The organism is Shewanella sp. M-Br, assembly GCF_036245925.1.
GTDB classification, from domain to species: domain Bacteria; phylum Pseudomonadota; class Gammaproteobacteria; order Enterobacterales; family Shewanellaceae; genus Shewanella; species Shewanella oncorhynchi.
The window spans coordinates 45,005-66,469 of sequence record NZ_BJBV01000020.1; the positions used below are offsets into that span (position 1 = coordinate 45,005).

The 21,465-nt window shown below is 45.1% G+C and carries 21 protein-coding genes and 1 pseudogene; 13 read left to right on the plus strand and 9 right to left on the minus strand.

Annotation, left to right across the window (positions count from 1 at the left end; translation table 11 throughout):
- The first annotated feature begins 76 nt into the window (after positions 1-76).
- Positions 77-637 carry a gluconokinase gene (locus AAA952_RS16390; protein ID WP_338258540.1) on the plus strand — a complete coding sequence of 187 codons (561 nt, stop codon included), beginning with the start codon at positions 77-79 and terminating at the stop codon, positions 635-637.
- A 453-nt stretch (positions 638-1,090) separates the two neighbouring features.
- Here the strand turns inward: AAA952_RS16390 and AAA952_RS16395 are convergent, their stop codons facing one another.
- The 4 genes from AAA952_RS16395 to speFL all read right to left on the minus strand — a co-directional run bounded on the left by AAA952_RS16395 (position 1,091) and on the right by speFL (position 6,375).
- Complete coding sequence (locus tag AAA952_RS16395) at positions 1,091-2,245, minus strand: porin (protein ID WP_338258541.1); 1,155 nt, start codon at positions 2,243-2,245, stop codon at positions 1,091-1,093.
- A gap of 124 nt (positions 2,246-2,369) precedes the next feature.
- Positions 2,370-3,689 carry a putrescine-ornithine antiporter gene (gene potE, locus AAA952_RS16400; protein ID WP_105250509.1) on the minus strand — a complete coding sequence of 440 codons (1,320 nt, stop codon included), beginning with the start codon at positions 3,687-3,689 and terminating at the stop codon, positions 2,370-2,372.
- Positions 3,690-3,775: 86 nt separating this feature from the next.
- Positions 3,776-5,938, minus strand: a complete 2,163-nt coding sequence (gene speF, locus AAA952_RS16405; RefSeq protein ID WP_105250508.1) for an ornithine decarboxylase SpeF — start codon at positions 5,936-5,938, stop codon at positions 3,776-3,778.
- A 320-nt stretch (positions 5,939-6,258) separates the two neighbouring features.
- A complete protein-coding gene (gene speFL / locus AAA952_RS22395) occupies positions 6,259-6,375 on the minus strand; it encodes a leader peptide SpeFL (protein WP_100199882.1) in 117 nt (38 codons plus the stop codon).
- A 470-nt stretch (positions 6,376-6,845) separates the two neighbouring features.
- Here speFL and AAA952_RS16410 point away from each other — a divergent pair, with 470 nt between their 5' ends.
- The 6 genes from AAA952_RS16410 (at position 6,846) to AAA952_RS16435 (ending at position 11,904) form a co-directional block, all read left to right on the plus strand.
- A complete protein-coding gene (locus tag AAA952_RS16410) occupies positions 6,846-7,388 on the plus strand; it encodes a YbhB/YbcL family Raf kinase inhibitor-like protein (protein WP_113941436.1) in 543 nt (180 codons plus the stop codon).
- Between the two features lie 24 nt (positions 7,389-7,412).
- On the plus strand, positions 7,413-8,171 hold the full coding sequence (locus AAA952_RS16415; protein WP_113941435.1) for a helix-turn-helix transcriptional regulator: 759 nt from the start codon (positions 7,413-7,415) through the stop codon (positions 8,169-8,171).
- Positions 8,172-8,220: 49 nt separating this feature from the next.
- Positions 8,221-8,571 (plus strand): YkvA family protein, encoded by a 351-nt coding sequence (locus tag AAA952_RS16420; protein ID WP_263147694.1) that lies wholly within the window; start codon positions 8,221-8,223, stop codon positions 8,569-8,571.
- A gap of 193 nt (positions 8,572-8,764) precedes the next feature.
- Entirely contained in the window at positions 8,765-10,162 is a 1,398-nt protein-coding gene (locus tag AAA952_RS16425) for a hypothetical protein (protein ID WP_105250504.1), read from the plus strand.
- 2 nt (positions 10,163-10,164) lie between these two features.
- Entirely contained in the window at positions 10,165-11,202 is a 1,038-nt protein-coding gene (locus AAA952_RS16430) for an acyltransferase family protein (protein WP_113941433.1), read from the plus strand.
- A 96-nt stretch (positions 11,203-11,298) separates the two neighbouring features.
- The gene (locus tag AAA952_RS16435) at positions 11,299-11,904 is read left to right on the plus strand and encodes a hypothetical protein (RefSeq protein ID WP_113941432.1); all 606 of its coding nucleotides are present in this window, start codon (positions 11,299-11,301) and stop codon (positions 11,902-11,904) included.
- A gap of 127 nt (positions 11,905-12,031) precedes the next feature.
- Here the strand turns inward: AAA952_RS16435 and AAA952_RS16440 are convergent.
- The 5 genes and pseudogenes from AAA952_RS16440 to AAA952_RS16455 form a co-directional block, all read right to left on the minus strand.
- Positions 12,032-12,572, minus strand: a pseudogene (locus tag AAA952_RS16440) (transposase).
- 151 nt (positions 12,573-12,723) lie between these two features.
- The gene (arsH, locus tag AAA952_RS16445; RefSeq protein ID WP_338258549.1) at positions 12,724-13,446 is read right to left on the minus strand and encodes an arsenical resistance protein ArsH; all 723 of its coding nucleotides are present in this window, start codon (positions 13,444-13,446) and stop codon (positions 12,724-12,726) included.
- Positions 13,443-13,709: an ArsC/Spx/MgsR family protein gene (locus AAA952_RS22400; protein ID WP_445190387.1), complete on the minus strand. Its 267-nt coding sequence runs from the start codon at positions 13,707-13,709 to the stop codon at positions 13,443-13,445. Before AAA952_RS22400 ends, arsH begins: the two co-directional genes overlap by 4 nt.
- A 34-nt stretch (positions 13,710-13,743) precedes the next feature.
- Positions 13,744-13,887: a hypothetical protein gene (locus AAA952_RS22405; protein WP_445190388.1), complete on the minus strand. Its 144-nt coding sequence runs from the start codon at positions 13,885-13,887 to the stop codon at positions 13,744-13,746.
- A gap of 78 nt (positions 13,888-13,965) precedes the next feature.
- Positions 13,966-15,249, minus strand: a complete 1,284-nt coding sequence (locus AAA952_RS16455) for an arsenic transporter (protein ID WP_338258551.1) — start codon at positions 15,247-15,249, stop codon at positions 13,966-13,968.
- A gap of 357 nt (positions 15,250-15,606) precedes the next feature.
- Between AAA952_RS16455 and AAA952_RS16460 the strand changes: the two genes are divergently transcribed.
- The 6 genes from AAA952_RS16460 (at position 15,607) to AAA952_RS16485 (ending at position 21,446) form a co-directional block, all read left to right on the plus strand.
- Positions 15,607-15,954: a metalloregulator ArsR/SmtB family transcription factor gene (locus AAA952_RS16460; RefSeq protein WP_105250495.1), complete on the plus strand. Its 348-nt coding sequence runs from the start codon at positions 15,607-15,609 to the stop codon at positions 15,952-15,954.
- Between the two features lie 90 nt (positions 15,955-16,044).
- Positions 16,045-17,043, plus strand: a complete 999-nt coding sequence (locus AAA952_RS16465) for a permease (RefSeq protein ID WP_338258555.1) — start codon at positions 16,045-16,047, stop codon at positions 17,041-17,043.
- Between the two features lie 11 nt (positions 17,044-17,054).
- Positions 17,055-17,168, plus strand: a complete 114-nt coding sequence (locus tag AAA952_RS16470; RefSeq protein WP_113941470.1) for a thioredoxin family protein — start codon at positions 17,055-17,057, stop codon at positions 17,166-17,168.
- Positions 17,169-17,232: 64 nt separating this feature from the next.
- The gene (locus AAA952_RS16475) at positions 17,233-18,243 is read left to right on the plus strand and encodes an ArsJ-associated glyceraldehyde-3-phosphate dehydrogenase (RefSeq protein ID WP_338258557.1); all 1,011 of its coding nucleotides are present in this window, start codon (positions 17,233-17,235) and stop codon (positions 18,241-18,243) included.
- 5 nt (positions 18,244-18,248) lie between these two features.
- Entirely contained in the window at positions 18,249-19,499 is a 1,251-nt protein-coding gene (gene arsJ, locus AAA952_RS16480; protein WP_338258559.1) for an organoarsenical effux MFS transporter ArsJ, read from the plus strand.
- 456 nt (positions 19,500-19,955) lie between these two features.
- Entirely contained in the window at positions 19,956-21,446 is a 1,491-nt protein-coding gene (locus AAA952_RS16485) for a SulP family inorganic anion transporter (protein WP_338258562.1), read from the plus strand.
- Positions 21,447-21,465 lie beyond the last annotated feature (19 nt).

Sequence of the window (21,465 nt, forward strand, 5' to 3'; positions counted from 1 at the left end):
TTTCCTTGTTAGTTAAGTTGTCCACATTTTTGTAGGTTACCGGTAACATGTTACCCGTAATATGGTAGAGTGGGAAGTGACTAAATTCGAGAATTGGCATGAGGTTAACAAAGTGACTGAGAGAAAAAAAGGCAATAGCTATGTGTTCATGGGCGTCTCTAGTTGTGGCAAATCTTCAATTGGTGCCGCGGTCGCAGAGGCTTTAGAGACGAAATTTATTGATGGTGATGATCTGCATCCTAGAGCCAATATTATCAAGATGAAATCTGGCTCACCGCTCAACGATAGCGATCGTGCTCCTTGGCTTGAGCGCATCAACGATGCTGTGTATAGCATTGAGCAAAAGGGGGAGCAGGGGGTTATTGTCTGCTCTGCACTGCGTCGCCAGTATCGTGACTTAATCCGTCAGAACAACAGCAAGCTGGTGTTCATTCATCTATACGGAGATTTTGAATTAGTCAAAACACGCATGTTTGCCAGAAAAGCCCACTTCATGCCGATTGAGCTACTCAAGAGTCAGTTCGACACGCTGGAAATGCCCGCGACCGATGAAGCTGATGTTATCCAAGTGAGCATAGATGGCACTTTCGAAGAAGTCGTACAACGCTGTATTAATGCGATAAATGGCGAAGCGTAGGTAAGTCATTGGATCTTAACGCGAGGCTTGGCTGCTTTATCATGATGTTGCAGATTAGTTTTTAAAGCGAAGAGGAATCGGAACGACAGTCGTCGGAATTTAAATTACCGCTGAAGATCGTGGCAAAGGTGGATCTAGCAGCTCATTATTGAAAAAAGCCACTCCAGAAACTAACTTGGAGTGGCGTAGAGATAATGGTAAGCCTGCGGTACCATCCAATGAGTGTTACGGCGAGCGTTTGTAGACGGAACGTGCGCCGCACCTCAGTCTCAAATAAGCTCACGCATATGAGCGATGACGCGAGCTGCCTATCCTGCTAAACATGATTTAACTCAACATGTGATTAGAACGGTCACTGAAGACTGTTACTCAAAATTGTCCTGCTTCATGCGACTAAGCAATGCCAAAGTAGAATGAGCGCTTTAGAAACCTTAGCTAACATCTCCTTTAGTCCTAAAAGAAGTAGTTGATCCCCACTGCGAAGCTGTTGTCTTCCTGTGCTTCAAGTGCAGGATCATCCATATCACTGAAATCTAGCTTCATCTCGGCAAACATCACAGTGTCGTTACTGTAGCGATAATGCAGCCCCAGCATGGCAAATTGGCGAGTCCATTGACCTTGAATCGGCGTAGCTGCATCTGTGTCTAAATCTAAATAACTGAGTACAACCATGGGCACAAATCCGTTGTCGAATTGATAGGCCGTCATCAACTCGGCACCAGTGGCGTCGTAGAGATCGCCGTTGACCAGTTCATTATTTTTACTTTTGTGAGCGTTAAAGCCCACATAGAGACCGCTGGCCTCCCGTCCTTCGGCATAGTGATAGTAGTCACCATACATGGCACCAATACCGATAATTTCATTGGTTTCATCGACTTGAGTATTGCCTAAGTGGCCTTCAAAATCGCCGCGGTTAAAACCTGCGAGTAGCTTAAATTTATCGGTTACCGCATAAGTGATACTGGCGCCGTAGCTGCTGTCAAAACTCAGTTCTGAGTTGGTCATCTCGCTACCGTCATCGTTCTTTAGGCTGACATCACCATTGGTCTTGGCGGCATATTGCAGGGCGATTTGTACTGGGCCTAAATTATTACGGTAAATGAAGGCGGAATCGGCACGACCTGTACCTGTGAGGCTGCCATCTCCGAAGGTGTAAGCGCCAACGCTGTAACCTGCAAATACGTTCGGTAAATCTGTCGTGCCTGCGACATCGTAATAGGCACCCCATTGTTTACCGAAACTCAGGTTGCCCCATGTATCATGGGACATGCCAACATAACCTAAGCGGTTATAGAGAAAATCATCGGTTTTTTCGGCGGCGAGTTTGCCCCCTTGCATCACTAGCCCATCGTCGCTGGAGACCATGTTGATCCCCCATTCTGTGGTAGCAAAAGCGGTCCAACCATTTTTCTCGCTGCGCTCGAAGCTGAATCTTAGGCGTGACGAGTCGTCGATAACTGAAGTATCGTGGCTGTCATTTAATGCTGCAAACCCTAACCAACCCGTTAAATCTAAGGTGTTTTTTTGATCTTTATAGAGTTCAACCGCCTGACTGCTGGTGGCCGTTAATAGCATAGGTAACACTAAAGCGAGACAAGTCTTATTCATAAATCCCCCGATAATGAGCAAGTATTCTCCAGGGGATCATAGGCTTGGCCTATGATCCCAGAGTTATCGTTAGTCTTGATGTGGATGTTGGTATTAATTGTTTCCGATCATGCGTTAGCCGTATTTAGGCTGGACGTGTGTCGGCAACAGGCGCTTGGTTTGAGATCACGCCGAAAATAGTCCAACCGAAGAAGGTGGCTATGGCGCCAAGCATCACTGCGGTTTCGCCTGAGCTGTACAGAGCATAGAAGCTATATAACGCACCGATTACGGCGATCACGTTGGCAACGCGGGCTTTATTGATAGGCACTTTTTGCTGTCTTTGCATTATGCCAAGCGCGGCCATAGATAAGATATAAGGCACAATGTTGGTGACGACGGCGAGATTAACGAGTGCTTCGAACTGCTTACTCAGTGATGGGCTAATGGTCATCAGCGATAGTGCTGTTTGGATCGAGACGATAATAGTCATGCCCCAAATTGGCGCATCGGCTTTGCTGACTTTAGAGAAAATTTTCGGAAAAAATCCTTCATCGGCAGAGGCTTTAAACACTTGGGCAATAGTGAACTGCCAACCTAAGAGTGATCCAGTACAGGAGATAATGGCGCAGGCCATCACGATTTTACCGACTACTGGATTAAACATTTGTGCAAAGGCTAAACCGAATGGCGCATTCGACATGGCAAGCTCGGCATTTGGCACAATACCGGCAATGACGTTAGTGGAAACGATATAAATCACTGCTGCACCTAAGGTTCCGCCCATCACGGCGATAGGTACGTTTTTTTCTGGGTTATCGACGGCTTCTGAGTTTGCACAGGCCGATTCTAAACCGAGGAACGCCCACAAAGTCATAGCGATAGAACCGCCTAACGCTTTGAAGAATGGCATATCATGCGGGTTCCATGCGCCTTTATAGAGGTCGATGTCAAACCAGAACCAGCCAATTAAAGATACGCCAATCACAGGCAGAATAATCCCCCACACAGTCACGCTACTGACGCGACCCGTGATGCGGGCACCACCGAAGTTAGCAATGGTTGCCAACCAAAGTACGCCAATGGTCGCAAGACAAATTGCCATCGGGCTTAAGTTAACTTCCAGCAACACGGCTGCGTAACCCACGGCAGAGATGGCAATCGCGACGTTGGCGATTAACAGCGAGACGGCATAGGTGTAGTTGGCCATAAAGTTGCCTGAACGGCCGAAGGCATACTCGGCATAACCGCCCATACCACCGGATTTTTTACTGAACATACCGCACTTAGCAAAGGCGAAGGCGAGGGCCGTTGACCCTGCTGCTGTTACTAACCAAGATAAAATGGAGATAGTACCGACTTGAGCTAATTGGGTTGGCAGCATAATAATGCCCGAACCCATCATGTTGACTATGGTGATAATAGTTAATTGGACGACGCCAATTTTATTTTCTGATTTACTCATACTAATAACCTAATTTAGGTGACTTATTATAGGAGGCATGAATTTGACTGCAGAGTGGGGTTAATAAACTCTGCAGTCAGTCTTCATTATTTATTTAGTACATAGCCCATTGCTTGAATTTTGCCGTCTGCGGTATTTTCGAGATAAACACCTTGCAGTTCTGGTGAGAATCCAGGTAATAGGTTGATGCCTTCTTCAAGGGCAAGGAAATAACGCTGAACAGAACCACCCCATATTTCACCTGGCACCATACATAACACGCCTGGTGGATATGGCAGCGCACCTTCGGCAGCGATACGGCCTTCAATTTGCGAGAGTGGGACTAGTTCTACTTTACCGCGAATAAACTCTAGGTTTGCTTCCTGTGGGTCCATCACTTTTGTAGGAAAATGCGCTTTACGGAACATTTCTTTCTGCAGTTGTTTTACGTCATGGCTGACATAAAGATTGTGCATTTCTTGGCAGAGTTGACGGATAGAATAGTCTTTATAACGGGCTTTATTGGCGTTATAAACGTTAGGTAATACTTCAGATAATGGCGCATCTTCATCGACTAATTTCTCGAAACGAGATATTTGTGATACCAGATGTTGCATCTTGGCCATATCTTCCGCAGGTGTCATCAGGAATAAAATCGAATTCAAGTCGCACTTCTCTGGAATAATATTATTTTCCCGTAAGAAGTTAGCCAGAATAGTCGCTGGAATACCAAATTCGGTATATTTGCCTGTTTCAGCATCTATGCCCGGTGTTGTTAATAAGAACTTACAAGGGTCAACAAAGTATTGGCCTTTTTCATAACCTTCGAAGGAGTGCCATTTCTGACCAGGTTCGAATTCGAAGAAGCGTAAGTCATCGGCCATTTGTTCGGTTTCATAGTCTTGCCATAGGCGGCCGTCGATCATTGTTGGCACGAATGGTTTGATATATTTACACTTTTTGAGCAATAGCTTACGTGCTTCGATACCCGCTTTTACCGCTTCGCGCCACAGATAACGACCACTCGCGCCTTCATGCATTTTCGCGTTTACATCTAGCGCCGCAAATAAAGGATAGAAGGGACTGGTAGAGGCATGCATCATAAAGGCGTTATTGAAGCGTTTATGGTTGCAATATCTATCTTGGCCTTTGATATGTTTATCTTTTTTATGGATTTGAGAGGTTTGTGAGAAACCGGCCTGCTGTTTATGCACCGACTGAGTCACGATAATGCCTGGATCTTCAGCAGTTAGTTCGAGCAAGAGTGGTGAGCAGTCATTCATCATAGGGATGAACTGTTCATAACCCACCCAAGCCGAGTCGAATAAGACGTAGTCACAAAGATGACCAATTTTATCAATCACTTGGCGAGCATTGTAGATAGTGCCGTCATAGGTGCCGAGTTGGATTATCGCCAAGCGGAATGGGCGTTTTTCATCGGCTCTTTCTGGCGCGACTTCACGAATTTGCTCTCTTAAATAGGACTCTTGGAAACAGTGGGCATCAATGCCACCAATAAATCCGAAGGGATTACGTGCCGTTTCTAAATAAACAGGTGTAGCACCTGCTTGAATTAATGCGCCATGGTGGTTTGATTTGTGGTTATTGCGGTCGAATAACACGAGGTCGCCTTTCGCTAACAGCGCATTAGTCGCGACTTTATTTGATGACGAAGTGCCGTTAAGTACGAAATAGGTTTTATCGGCATTAAAAACTTTGGCAGCGTATTTCTGTGCTTCCAGTGGAGCGCCTTCATGGATCAGTAAATCACCCAGTTTCACGTCGGCATTACACATATCCGCGCGGAAAATTGTTTCGCCAAAAAAGTCGAAGAATTGGCGGCCCACAGGGTGTTTACGGAAGAATTGTCCGCCTTGGTGACCAGGACAGGCAAAGGTAGAGTTACCCATTTCGACGTATTTTTTTAACGTACCGAAGAAAGGTGGCAATAGCGCTTGTTCATATTTACTTATTGCAGTCTCAACCTGTTTTCCGTAGAAGTCAGTGTTATCACCGCAGAGTTCAAATACCCCTGTAATCGATGAGCAAACATCATCAGGGAAGGTTTCTTCACAGCAAACTGAAACGAAAATGGGCAGTTTCAATCCTGTGTTTTTGATCTTTTCAACAATACCATTTCTAACATCATCAACAGAGACGACAGCCGCGCCCACATCGCAAAAATCTGTGGTTAATACATTGACAACTTCTCTGTCGATATCGAAACAAGATCTAACAGATAAGCTAGCGGCTACTTTTAATGATTTCATAGTTAATTTCCCTTTTACTTTATAAAAAATAGATACAAGTGTGCCTATACCTAATTAAAAACATTAATGGTATGAAAATTAGATATAGCTATTCCGTGCGCAGATTAAATGTGGTTATGCCAAAGTTACGAAATAAATATAAGTAGAAATATATTTATTGAGCGTATGAATAGCTTAGCCGCAGTAAAACTGCACTGATAAAAGAATGCTTTGATTAAGGTGTTAGATAATAAACCAAATAAAACAGTACGATAAGTGTTTGCACCTATTAGGGCAATAGCACTTTAGACCTGTTAATTGGCCTACTACCTACGCTAAGGTTAGCGGAGGAAGATAAAGGAGTGATCGAAATAGTCACGTTGACTAGGCATCATGATATGCCGTGTGCGCCTGATATGCGCCATAATTTTAGATTTCCTCTTCATATACGACTCCATTATGACTTAGAGAAAATGGTTAGGTTTTTATTACGTAATGAAGTTTATATGCGAGTTATAAATAAAATCATGACCTATGTCTTATTTTTAAATAATTAGCACGTCAATTTAACTTAAATTATCAATATTAAATGGAGTCAATCATGCTTAAGTATCTTTATCTAAATTATGAAAGTAAATATTGTCAGCATTATTTAAATAATATTATTTGCATAAAATATCTTATTTCAAATATCTAATCTTAATTTAAAGGCTGCTGTAATCATCATTCTGATTTATACCGCATTCCATATTTGCATTGTTATGCAGATATTTTCGTTACAAAATCATCTTCCTGCTTGAAAAATGCAAAAGTGATAACTTTTTTCTCACATTTGAGCATTTGGGGCAGAAAGTTGTCGTTTTAGGGCAGATGTTATTTTTTTGATTGACGTAAAGTGAGTCAGGTCGAACATGAATAGGAGATAGACATGAATAAAGGGTGGTTAGGGGCGAGTTTAGTGCTTGGGTTATTCGTTGGACAGGCAAGTGCTATGACATTAACGAGCAAAGATATGAGCGAGGGCAATAAACTGACATCGCAATTAGTGTTTAATGGCTTTGGTTGCCAAGGGGAAAATATTTCGCCGCAACTGACTTGGACTGACGTGCCCACAGGAACTAAAGCATTTGCAGTGACAGCTTATGATCCTGATGCACCAACGGGCAGCGGTTGGTGGCACTGGGCCGTATATAACTTACCCTTAGCGCAAACTTCGCTCGCACAAGGTGCGGGCTCGCATGTTGATGCACTGCCCAAAGGTGCTATTGCCTTGAAGAACGATTTTGGCACTACAAATTTTGGTGGCGCATGCCCGCCCCAAGGTCATGGCGTTCACAGGTATGAATTTACTGTGTGGGCATTACCCAGTGCTTTAGAATTGCCAAAGGATGCTAGCCCTGCCTTATTGGGCTTTATGCTCAGGGCACAAGCGCTCGGCAGCGCCAAGTTGACTGCGGTATATAATCGATAATCCATTGATAATTAGGCTGGTGTCATGATCCGTATGTTTGAATATGATTCGAAGCAGGCACAATCTTTATCTCAAGTCCCTGTACATCAGCCGTCGATTATTCGGGTTATCTATGGTGAAAAGTCTCTGCTCTGGCAAGATGAATCTGTTTTAGTAGGCCAAGGGCAGTTACTGTTAATTCCTGCTGGTTCGCATATTAGCTTTGTTAATCGACCTTTTCTTGGGCGTTATCGGGCGGTGCAGTTATTACTCCCCCACGATTTACCCCAAGGCATTTTATCAAGTGCTACCGATTGGCGTGACCCTATGCCAGTCCAAAATATATCACGCGCTGTGGACTTAGCTTGGAATGCGCTATTACAGAGTTTGACCTTGTCTCTGGCCGATCCTGTTCAACTGCATTATTTGGCTGCATTACTGTTAAGTTTGCCAGATAAACGCAGTGTGAACTGGTTGTATGGACACACCCAACGCAGCGTGACTCAAGCGGCCTTGGCCTTGATGAGTGTGAGTCCTTCGGCGTCATGGCAGCAGGAGGATATTGCCGACAAGTTACACATGAGCACGGCAAGCCTTAGGCGTAAATTGGCCTTAGAAGACACTAGTTTTAGGCAGTTACTGGTAGAAGTGCGGCTTTGTCATGGTTTAGCCATGTTGCAGAATTCGAGCGAGCCAGTATTGCAAGTGGCTTTGGCCTGTGGTTATCAATCTGCGGAAAAGTTTTCCTTACGTTTTAAGCAGCAATTTGGCCTGACCCCTGCGGCTTATCGTCGTACACTGTGAAGTGGCATGGGTGTATACCCAAACAACTTTAGGGTATTGGAGAAATATGATGGCGGATGAGCAATTTACTGACAGCGGATTTTGGAACAAGATCAAACTCTTTAGCCGTCAAGCAGGTAGAGAGGTCATCGAGCGGGCACTATGGCTTTATTATGCAGCGCAACAACCCAATACGCCTAAGTGGGCTAAGTCAGTCATCTACGGCGCGTTAGCGTATTTTATTTTGCCTTTAGATGCGATTCCCGATCTGACTCCTTTAGTTGGCTTTACCGATGATTTAGGTGCCCTTGCCGCGGCCCTGACTATGGTGACCTTATATATCGATGATGAAGTGAAATCCCTTGCAGCGGATAAACTCACACTGTGGTTTGGAGATAAGCCGAGCGAACCTAAGACTTAAACCTATTGCGAGCGCAATCGCCTAAGTGATGCAAAATTGTGCTAAAAATATGATTTCATTAGGAGTCGTTGATTTGGTTTTGACTGAGATTTTCTGGGGTAAAAATATTTTTTTGCAAATGTTTCACTATTGCTTGATTGCGCTATATGCTAGCGCTGTTTTGTAAACCCCTTGTGTTTGTTTAGGCAGATAAATGAAAAATATTATGGTAGTGATCCTATGGCTTTTAGGTGTCTCTGCCGCTACCCCCGCGTTTGCCGATGAGGCCTCTCCGGAACAACTCGCCCGTCTTTACCTCGATTTTATGGCACAGAATAGTCGCCAGAGCGAAGCTTTGTGGCCCGGTTTTCGCCTTGAAGATAAAGTACACCTCTTTAGTTATGGTGGTAATGTCTGGCTTCGACAGCCTGGTGGCGAAATAATCCAAGATAACAGTGTGTTAGAGTCTGTCAATCTGCACTCTGGTCTATCGGTGAGCTTCGGCTTTCCACAATATAATGGCCAGCCAGGCGTATTGATCCAGCTCGAAGTGCCGAACATCCAATTTACTCGCGACACTAAGCCAACGGATTTAGCTTTTTTAATCTGGGCGAGCAATGGCTTGCATGAAGCCTTCCATTTTTATGCCCAATCCGAATGGCGAGTATTAGAAGACGGTAAGCGTTATGAGGGTGAGGTCTTTCCGCTCAACTTCGATGCTCGCTATTATCGTTTACAGTTATTTGATGCCTTAATGGCGGCGCTGGCACAACCCGAACAACAGTCATTACATCTTAGCTATGCTGCTTATTGGTTGCAGCAATGGCGCCAAATTGCGCCGAATGAAGATAGAGTCGGTTACATCAATGATCTCGTTGAAGGCAGCGCTAAGTATGTGGAATTGGCCGCAGGTGCGCGTGTATTGAGTCAAAATCAAACTTTACTTGGTTATCAGCAAATACTGACAAAATATGTGTATGACTATTATCAACAGCAGAAAATGTGGGTTGGTTGGACGGCTGAGGCGGCAAATATTGGCGCTCTGGCGGGCATATTGTTGGATAGCACTCAAGACCCTTATGTATGGAAAGAGTCGGTCATGTCGGGTATGTTGCCTGTGGATTTACTACTGAACCGCGTAAAGCCAGTATCCCCGTTAGACAAGAAAGACACTAAACAGAAGAAACAGCTGCAGGAGATGCTAGCGTATTACCCTGCCACTCAAGCAAAATTGTCTCAGTTGTTGTTGAATGTGCAGGATCCAAAAGTGCCGTTATTGGTTATGCCGAGCGTGAGCGATAGCAGCAGTTTTATCGATGTGGGTGACGTACGTTCTGGCTTTTATGTGGTGCCCTATCAAGAGGAAATGACTCAAGCTTATTTAGGGATGAGTGCGCAATTTAGTAACTTGTCAGTGAGTGGCAGTCCATTACTCGATGTTCCAGTACAAAATTTTTGTGAGGGCATTGAGGCGGCAACTCTGTTACCTTTAGCATTCCCCTTTCAGCGTGAGGGTCAGTATCTGGTATTCAACGAAGCGGAAGTCCATGGAACTATTAGGGTTTCTGCGAGTGTTGTTGATGGAAGAACCCTCTACTGTGCGATGAATTAATAATGAGAAAAAATCAGCTCGAATTTACCTACATGCGTGGCATTGCGATTATTTTTATCGTGCTTGGCCACAGTATTTACAACTCTGGTGAAGGTTTCCCGCTGTTGCTGGAAAATCTATTGCGTGGTGGCACAGCGTTATTTGTGTTTATCTCGGGATACTTTTTCCATCGCATTTTTTATAAGGATTTCGACTACAGCAAGTTTATGAAGAACAAAGTACAAAACGTACTTTATCCTTTTTTAGTTGTATCATTGATTGGTCTATTTTGTTTGTGTTTGCGCTGGATATTTATGGAGCATCAGCCGCTCGATAATGTCTTGCTGAGTATTTTTTATACTGTGCGTAACGGTTATATTCTGTATCCGCACTGGTACATTCCCTTCATCATGGCGGTGTTTTTATTCTCGCCGATTTTTTTATGGTTTATCCGTTGCTCGCAGCAGATGCGTTGGACACTATTTGTACTGAGCTGTGTGGTAGCAATCCTATTGCATAGACCTATAGGTAACGTCAATTTCATCCACTCAGTTGTGTATTTTGTACCTTTCTACTTGATTGGTATTTTATATTCGCAAGATGAACATATTGTGACGCGCTTTGGCTCTATTTTCACCGCACTAGCGATGATTTTTTTAGTGGTGAGCTTAGTCGAACAAACTTACATAGTGCAGCATATTGGTAATTATCATAAGGCACCGTTTGAGTATAACGGTATCGATTGGCAGTTTATTCAGAAACTTTGTTTATGTGTATTAGTACTGAATTTCTGTGAATGGTTGTCGGGACGAAGTCGTTTGCCTTGGTTAGTCGAAGTCGCTGAGATGAGTTTTGCAATTTTCTTTATTCATCCACTCTTCGATATGCTATTTAACACGGCTGCAACCGTAATGCGTTTCCGCTTCCCACCAGGTTCTGCTGTGACTAGCGTGCTCTTTTCCGCTGGGATTTTCATTTTCATGATGGTAGGCAGTATTATGACGGCTCGCTTTATCAAAAAGCGTCTGGGTAATCGTTCGCGTACTTATATCGGCTGGTAATCACTTTGGTTTATCATCACTAACACTAGGTGAAATTCAGTTTGAATTTATTTCCTAGTGTTAGGGTGTTTTTCATCTAAAAAAGTGGAGAACATAATGAATCCCAACATTACCCTACCGAGCCTCGGGCTCATCAGTTTGTCTTTTATCGCGTTGCCATCAATCGCCGCTCAAGTTGAGTCGCTATCCACCAAGACGCAGAATACTTTTTTCGCACAAATCGCGGCCCATTGTGGCCAAGCCTTTGCGGGAAAAGTGGTATCGGGTGACACGGCTGATTCGGCCTTTAGCGGCAAGTCGTTAATTATGCACGTGCGTGAATGTAGCGACACTGAGCTTAAGATCCCGTTCCATGTGGGTGATGACCACTCGCGTACTTGGGTGCTGACTAAAACGCAGCAAGGACTTAAGTTGAAGCACGACCATCGCCATCAGGATGGAAGTGAAGATGCTGTGACCATGTATGGCGGCGACACTATGAATGATGGGACAGTACAGAAACAATCATTTCCAATTGATAGGGAATCTATCGATAACTTCGTTAAGAATGGGCTAACCCAGTCGATCACGAATGTGTGGCACATGGAAATTACGCCAACAACGTTTAGCTATCAACTTACGCGCGAAAACCGCGATTTCAAAGTCGATTTTGATCTTACCCAGCCAGTAGCATTACCGCCCAAACCTTGGGGACACGACTAGTGTTGTTATCAAGCTAGCTCAAAATTGTGTTCATCACCTGCTTATGTTGCCCGTTTATGTGGATAACGACACTACACGGGCTCAGCCTTGCATTAAACTCAGTCAACTCATTGTTTCCTAAGCAGATTCAGTGAGCAGAACTTTTATGGCTGTTTAAATATTGGACGATATGATGGGTTTCAGGCATAAATAGCACTATAAGCTTGTTCAGAGCCTTTATCATGGTGTAAGTCTCTCCCACCTGAGCGTTATCATTTCGCATCCTCAGCGTACCACCTCGCAGATACTTTATCCTGTACATGGCGCTTTTTGAGATGACCGGCGACGATAACTGTACAGTTTCTTCTATTGCTTATTTGAGCCATGAAGCTTTTGCCTACTGACCGCTAAGTTATTGGGATGCTCTTATACCATAACGCTGTGGCTTACTTAGGAGTGAAAAGCAATAAGGCACGTTTTCGACGAATAACTTCGTGGCAGGGCAGTGATAATGGCTAAGTCGCTAAACAAACGTGGACGGCCTTTCTTGCGCAACTTAACTTCGGCTTTCCACTTGTTTGTGGCGTCTTATCAATCCAGAAGGTGGGTGAACTGCGGTTGATTAAGGCTTGGTTGTATTGCTTCCAGTTAGTCGTTTTATAGCGAGGTTTCGGCTTGGTTGATGGCAAGTTACAGAGAGTTTTTAGCTGGCTTTAAGGATTTAGGTCTCACTCGTGTATTTGGAATGTATTTATTTTGCGTGATGGTTCTTATCTGGAGCAAAAGTTGGCGCAGGGCTAATCTTTTGCTCCATAGTCGAGAATACTTTTAGTGTTTAATCTATATTTCTTTTTGATTTACTCGGGTTGATAGCTCTGAAGCGCTTTCTTTGCGTTCGCTATATCGGTTCGTGAGGAAATCAACATTGCCCCTCAGGAGTAAAGTGAATTTCATCAATTCCTCCATAACATCAACTACGCGATCGTAGTAAGGCGAAGGTTTCATTCGGCCTGCCTCGTCAAACTCTAACCAAGCTTTTGCGATTGAAGACTGGTTGGGTATGGTGAACATGCGCATCCATCGTCCCAATATACGCATTTGGTTTAGTGTGTTGAAGGACTGTGAACCACCACTCACCTGCATTATTGCTAATGTCTTACCTTGTGAAGGCCGGACTGCACCTTCAGCCAAAGGGATCCAATCGATTTGAGCTTTCATAATACTGGTCATCGCACCGTGGCGTTCTGGTGAACACCACACCATACCTTCGCACCAACGTACCATTTCTCTTAGTTCCATGACTTTGGGATGACTGTCAGGCGCATCATCAGGAAGTGGGAGTCCAGAAGGGTTAAAAATATGCACCTCTGCGCCCATGTGTGTTAATAGTCGAGTGGCTTCTTCCGTCGTCAGTCGGCTATAGGAGCGTTCTCGTACTGAGCCATAAAGCATCAGTATTCTAGGCGGATGGGTTAGAGGAGTTAGATTAAAACAGTCCATATCCATGTTATTAACCATTAATTCTTGTTTGAGCGCTGGCATATCGTGGTTTAGTGGTTTCATGTGCGAACTCTTTGTCCCTGTTCATTAATGATGATTTCGCCATCTTCTTTGGTGAAAGGGCCTTGTTGTGCTTTGGTCAAAATATCAAGCACAGTCTCAGACGGGCGACAGAGTTTTGTGCCTCGCGGCGTAACGACGATAGGACGGTTAATTAAAATGGGATAAGTCAGCATGAAGTTAACCAGTTCTTCATCATTAAATGTGTCTTCAGAAAGTCCTAGTCGTTCAAATGGTTCAACATTGTTACGTAGCAATGAACGCACAGAGATTTTCATCTCATTAATTAACTTAAGTAATTCATCGCGGGAGGGCGGCGTTTTCTAAGTAGTGGATGATTTGGGGTTCGACTCCACTATTACGGATCAATGCTAAAGTGTTGCGCGATGTGCCACAGGCTGGATTGTGGTAAATCTTAATGCTGTCATCAATCATATTAGTCATAACATGTCTCTGATAAATAATCGCTTATAAATTTATCCATAGGCACTAAACAGATGCTCTAGTGCCCATGGACGAAGATTAGAAGGAGAGGCGCAGCGCCAGTGCCGCTAGGGTGACAAATAGCACAGGTAGCGTCATCACTATGCCGACGCGGAAATAATAACCCCAGGTAATATTAATATTTTTCTGCGCCAGTACATGCAGCCATAGCAGGGTTGCTAAACTGCCGATGGGGGTGATTTTAGGACCCAAATCGCTACCAATCACGTTAGCGTAAATCATGGCTTCTTTAATCACGCCGGTCGCATTGCTACCGTCTATCGAGAGGGCGCCAATTAACACCGTTGGCATGTTGTTCATGAGGGACGATAAAAACGCGACCAAGAAGCCCGTGCCCATAGTGGCAGCCCAAAGCCCTTGTTCTGCCAAGCTATTTAATACGCTCGATAGGTAATCGGTTAAGCCTGCGTTGCGAAGACCATAAACAACCAAATACATGCCGAGTGAAAAGATCACTATCTGCCATGGCGCGCCGCGAAGTACCTTAGTGGTATCTATGGCTTGGCCTTTTTTCGCGACAACAAACAGGATCAGGGCACCCACGGCAGCCACTAAACTCACGGGCACACCGAGCGGTTCTAAGCCAAAAAAGCCCACCAAGAGTAAGACTAATACGCCCCAACCGGTTTTAAAGGTGTTGAGGTCGCGAATGGCGGCCTTAGGTTCGCGTAGTTTTTGCAAGTCGTAGGTCGCGGGAATATCTTTGCGGAAAAACAGATGCAGCATGACTAAGGTGGCACTAATAGCAGCAATATCGACGGGCACCATCACAGAGGCGTATTCGTTAAAACCTATGTTGAAGAAGTCCGCTGAAACAATATTGACTAGGTTAGAGACAATTAACGGCAAACTTGCGGTATCGGCAATAAAACCCGCCGCCATTACAAAGGCTAAGGTTGCTCCGGCGCTAAAGCCCAGAGCCAGTAACATAGCAATCACTATGGGGGTGAGGATCAGCGCCGCGCCATCATTGGCAAACAATGCGGCAACAGTCGCGCCGAGTAATACTATGTAAGTAAAGAGTAAACGCCCACGACCTTTGCCCCAACGGGCCACATGCAGCGCGGCCCATTCGAAAAATCCCGACTCATCTAATAATAAACTGATGACGATCACGGCAATAAAGGTGGCGGTCGCATTCCAGACAATATTCCATACCACAGGAATATCCCCTAAGTGCACCACACCCAGTAGTAGGGCCAATACGGCGCCCAAGGTAGCACTCCAACCTATGCCTAACCCCTTAGGTTGCCAAATTACTAACACTATGGTGAGAACAAAAATTGCCCCTGCTAACCACATACAAGCTCCTAAAAGGGCAGAGACTGTCTACCCGTAATCATAAAATAATGCCCTCACCTAACTATATTGTCGGTGGGTTTGAATGATTTTTTATATGTGAATTTTCGTATGTATCTTAGTGTTGAACACTATACTCAAACACCATTTTGACTAATGCGTGAAACTTAAAGTGATCTTATATACGGATATTTACATATATGAAAATTCGTATATATTGTACAAGGTCTTTCCAAAAGATCCATAGCCATGAAAAACGAGTGTTGTTTCTTACCGCTCACAGCTTGCTGTTTGAATGAACCTTTAGGAAAGTTAACAAAAGGATCAAAATGTTTGTACTAGTTCAGTCTAAGGGCATCAATGATTAATCCAACCCAGTTTTTTAAATGTTTAGCCGATGAAACCCGCTTGCGTTGCATGATGTTGATCCAGCAAGAGGGGGAGCTCTGTGTCTGTGAATTGACCGAGGCATTGCAAGAGACTCAGCCTAAGATTTCGCGACATTTGGCCCAATTACGTAAATGCGGTTTATTAGTTGATCGCCGTCAGGGGCAATGGATTTTCTATCGTATCAATAATGACTTACCCGAATGGAGTCAGTTAGTGTTGAGTGAAGTTACCAACCAAAACACTGTATTCCTTGAAGAAAATATGCGTAATTTGTGCAAGATGGGCGGGCGTCCTGACCGTGCTAAAGCTTGCTGCTAGAGGGCTAGCAGCAAAAATTTAACCTCAAATATACGTTTTTTCATATGTTTACGTGTCTAAAGTTTTGCTTAATATTAAGGTGGCGTAACAATGCTGCAAATATTTTCAGATTTAGCGAGCTGGTTAACTTTTGATTTGATGGGTTTAGAGCCCAATACTAAGCTCGCCGACGCCATCCATTTTTTTATTGAAGATACCACTAAGATTTTTGCGCTCCTGTTGCTGATGATTTATGGCATCGCTTTGGTGCGGGCCTCGCTCAATGTCGAGCGGGTTCGGGATTACTTGGCGGGTAAAAATCGTTTTGTCGGTTACTTTATGGGATCGGGTTTTGGCGCTGTTACCCCATTCTGCTCATGTTCGAGTATTCCGGTTTTTTTAGGTTTCACTTCCGCGGGGATCCCCGTTGGGATCACTATGGCATTTCTGATCACTTCGCCGTTAATTAATGAAGTCGCCGTTCTGTTGCTTGTGAGTCTGTTGGGCTGGAAGTTTACTGTGATATACGTGCTGGTCGGCATGTCAGTGGGTATGTTGGCGGGGGCATTTTTGGACACGATCCGCGCTGAGCGTTGGCTGCAGTCCTTTGCCGCCAAAGCACTCGAGCAAGGTCAGGCGCAAGCAAGTCACGATAATAGCGAGGGTATGACATCAACATCCATGACGTTAACGGAACGGCATGAATTTGCGAAAGGCGAGACCCTAGAGATTTTTGGCCGAGTGTGGAAATGGGTCATTATTGGGGTTGGGCTTGGCGCCGCACTCCATGGATTTGTGCCTGACGGTTGGATCGAAGCCCACTTAGGCGATGGTCAATGGTGGTCGGTTCCTGCGGCGGTATTGATTGGTATTCCTCTGTATTCCAATGCGACTGGGGTTATTCCTATCATGGAGAGCCTTATCACTAATGGCTTGCCCGTAGGGACGACATTGGCATTTTGTATGTCTACGGTTGCCGCCAGTTTTCCCGAGTTCATTTTGCTCAAGCAGGTGATGCAATGGCGTTTGCTGGCCATCGTTTTTGCTATTTTATTGATTTCATTCACCTTAATCGGTTGGATCTTTAACGCTATAGGTCCCATTCCGTGAGAATTATAAAAGTGTTAAATATCAAAGAATTAGGTAGTGGATGCGCTAAATGCACTAAAACCGCTGAGATTATTACCGCCATTGCCAACGAGAAGGGCATCAACGCGGCTATATCGAAGAGATAACGCTGTAATCTTAAACAAATAATATAAAACACCTAATATAAAACTGAGTGTGAAGGATGCAGGTATGACAATCAAAATCGGGATAAATGGCTTTGGCCGTATGGGACGTTTAGCATTACGCGCTGCTTGGGGCTGGGAAGAGGTTGAGTTTGTGCAGATTAATGATCCCGCTGGGGATGCGGCGACCTTAGCCCATTTGCTCACATTCGACTCTGTGCATGGTCGCTGGCAGTACGAGGCTAATGCCGAGGGTAATGACATCATTATCGATGGTAAGCGTATTAGCTGTACTCGCAATAAAACCATCGGGGAAACCGATTGGTCCGGTTGTGATGTTGTGATTGAAGCCTCGGGTAAGATGAAAACCAAAGCAGTGCTGCAAGCTTATTTAGATCAAGGCGTTAAACGCGTTGTGGTCACAGCGCCCGTTAAAGAAGAGGGCGTGTTAAACGTTGTCATGGGGGTGAATCATCAACTCTATGACAAAGCCATTCATCCGATTGTGACTGCGGCCTCCTGTACCACTAACTGTTTGGCGCCAATCGTCAAAGTGATCCACGAAAACCTCGGTATAGTGCATGGTTCCATGACAACCATTCATGATATTACCAATACTCAAACGATTTTAGATGCGCCGCATAAAGATCTCCGCCGTGCGCGGGCCTGTGGTTTAAGCCTTATCCCCACAACAACAGGCTCAGCGACGGCCATTACCCATATTTTCCCTGAACTCAAAGGTAAGCTTAACGGCCATGCGGTGCGGGTGCCATTAGCGAACGCCTCATTAACCGATTGTGTGTTCGAGGTGAGTCGCAAAACGACCGAAGCTGAGGTCAATCGCCTGTTAAAAGAAGCGGCAGACGGACCGCTAAAAGGCATTTTAGGTTATGAGGAACGTCCATTAGTCTCGGTCGATTATAAAACCGATCCGCGTTCGAGCATTATCGATGCGCTATCGACCATGATTATCAATGGCACTCAGGTCAAACTCTACGCTTGGTATGACAACGAGTGGGGTTATGCCAATCGCACCGTCGAACTGGCCCGCATGGTCGGTCTGATGGATAAGGCATAAGCTTTATGGCTAAGCTGACAGGGTTCTTGTCTAACATATCACCCGAGATCCGCCAGTATCTGGTGGTTACAGGCAACTATTGGGCATTCACGCTCACCGATGGCGCATTACGTATGTTAGTGGTGCTCTATTTTCATGGCTTAGGTTATAGCCCGCTACAAATTGCCATGCTATTCCTCTTCTATGAAATCTTTGGGGTGGTAACGAACTTAGTCGGCGGCTGGCTCGGGGCGCGTTTAGGCTTAAATAAGACCATGAATGTAGGCCTATATATGCAGATTGTCGCCCTTAGCATGCTGCTTGTGCCTAGCAGTATGCTTACGGTTGCTTGGGTGATGGCGGCGCAGGCCTTGTCGGGTATTGCTAAAGATCTCAATAAAATGAGCGCTAAAAGCAGTATCAAGTTGTTGGTGCCCAATGATGCTCAGGGTGAGCTGTATAAGTGGGTTGCCATGCTCACTGGCTCCAAAAATGCGCTAAAGGGCGCGGGGTTCTTCTTGGGCGGTGCCTTGCTGACCCTGTTTGGATTCCAGCTGGCCGTGTTAGGTATGGCAATTGTCCTATTGCTGGTGTGGATTTTTAGTCTGTTAAGTTTGCAGCGCGATTTAGGTAAAGCCAAAAACAAACCTAAGTTCACGGAAATTTTCTCTAAGAGTCCGGCGGTAAACACGCTTTCTGCCGCACGCATGTTTTTATTTGGTGCGCGGGATGTGTGGTTTGTGGTGGCTTTACCCGTTTATTTGGCCTCAACCTTTGGTTGGGATCATTGGTATGTCGGCGGTTTTCTCGCACTCTGGGTGATAGGTTATGGCATAGTGCAAGGCTTCGCACCTCGCTTGACGGGGACAAAGTCGGCGAGCCAAAACAAGGTTCCCGATGGACGTAGCGCCTTAGGTTGGGCGGCGATATTGAGCATAGTGCCGGCAGGCATTGCGCTGGCGATAAGTTATGACTTCCATGCTGCGAATATACTGATTTGGGGATTGATGCTGTTTGGCGCCTTATTCGCGATCAACTCTTCATTACACAGCTATCTTATCGTCAGTTATGCGGATGAAGATGGCGTATCGTTAGATGTGGGTTTTTACTACATGGCTAATGCTATGGGGCGTTTGATCGGGACTGTGTTGTCTGGCTGGGTGTATCAAGTGTATGGCATGGCGGCTTGTCTGTGGATATCGGCGGCATTTATTGCGCTCGCAGCACTTATCTCAATCAAACTGCCTCGGCATAAAGCGATATCAGATGGTGCTTAATACTTACCTATGTTACCCCTGAGTTGTTGCGGTTGTTTTTATTCAATGCCCACCAAAGTATGGTGGGTATTTTAATCACTCTGATGTTAACTGAAGTTTTTTGATTTTGAGCAAACAACTCTCTATACTCCGGCCTGTTTTATACACGTCATTATGTCGCTATTCCCAATAGCACTACTATTTTTAATGCAGTCAAATTTGAGTTGGCTCATATAAGTGAGGTTATTTTTCGGTGATGAGCATTAAGCCGCATTAGTTTAATCCTTCCTTTTTGGATCGTTAAGATCCGTCCTTAGTCGCTACCGACTCGGTAGTTGTTTTGCTGTACCCCATAATCCCAATTGCATTTCGTCACCTTGACGCATAAGTACCTCATTGGCTATGCGCTGACATTTGAGTCAAGTGTTGATATTAGCTATTGGAAGATATGATTAAATTTCAATCAGAGTGAGTGACATGATACAAACCATGAAAAAAGAGTGGTTCTCCAACATACGCGGAGATCTGTTAGCCGGTATTGTGGTTGCACTGGCGTTAGTCCCTGAGGCGATTGCCTTTTCTATTATTGCAGGCGTCGATCCTAAAGTCGGCCTGTATGCTTCATTCTGTATCGCAGTGGTCATCGCGTTTACAGGCGGCCGTCCTGGTATGATCTCTGCCGCAACGGGTGCTATGGCGCTGTTGATGGTGACCTTAGTGAAGGAACACGGCCTCGAGTATTTACTCGCGGCGACCCTATTAACTGGTGTGCTGCAAATTGCCGCGGGTTACTTAAAGCTAGGAAGCTTGATGCGTTTCGTCTCTCGCTCTGTGGTGACGGGCTTTGTGAATGCACTGGCGATTCTGATTTTTATGGCCCAGTTGCCCGAGCTGACTAATGTGACTTGGCATGTATATGCGATGACGATTGCAGGCCTTGGTATCATTTACTTATTCCCACTCATCCCTGTGATTGGTAAATCCGTACCTTCGCCTCTCGTGTGTATTGTCGGATTAACACTTTTTGCGGTTTATATGGGGTTAGATATTCGTACTGTCGGTGACATGGGGCAACTACCTGATACTTTGCCTATTTTCCTCTGGCCTGAAGTGCCATTGACCCTTGAAACTCTGATGATCATCTTCCCTTATTCGGCCGGCCTTGCCGTGGTGGGTTTGCTGGAATCTATGATGACTGCCACCATAGTCGATGATTTAACCGATACCCAAAGCGATAAGAATCGCGAGTGTAAGGGCCAAGGTATTGCCAATATCGGCGCGGGTTTAATGGGCGGTATGGCTGGTTGCGCTATGATTGGTCAGTCGATCATCAACGTTAAATCGGGTGGTCGCGGACGGTTATCGACCTTTTCAGCGGGGGTATTTCTACTCATATTGATTGTATTCCTCGGCGAATGGTTAAAGCTCATCCCTATGGCGGCACTGGTTGCCGTGATGATCATGGTGTCTATCGGTACTTTCTCTTGGGATTCAATTCGTAATCTTAAGCATCATCCAATATCAACCAACCTTGTGATGGTGGCGACCGTTGCTGTGGTGGTCGCTACCCATAACTTAGCTATGGGAGTATTTGTGGGGGTATTACTCGCGTCCCTGTTCTTTGCTAATAAAGTGGGCCGTTTTATGGTGGTTGAGAGTGTAACGGCTGCTGCCGACGCAGGTCGCCATTATCAAGTTATTGGGCAAGTCTTTTTTGCCTCGGCAGATAAGTTCAGTAATTCATTTGATTTTAGGGAAGTGGTTGATAAGGTGACTATCGACTTATCTCAAGCGCATTTCTGGGATATTACTGCGGTATCGGCCCTAGACAAGGTAGTGATTAAATTCCGTCGCGAGGGAACTGAAGTGGAGTTGATTGGCCTTAACCAAGCCAGTGCAACCATAGTCGATAAATTTGGGGTGCACGATAAGCCTGAAGACGTTGAAAACGTGATGTCTGGTCACTAAGCCCTTAGCAACACAGTAA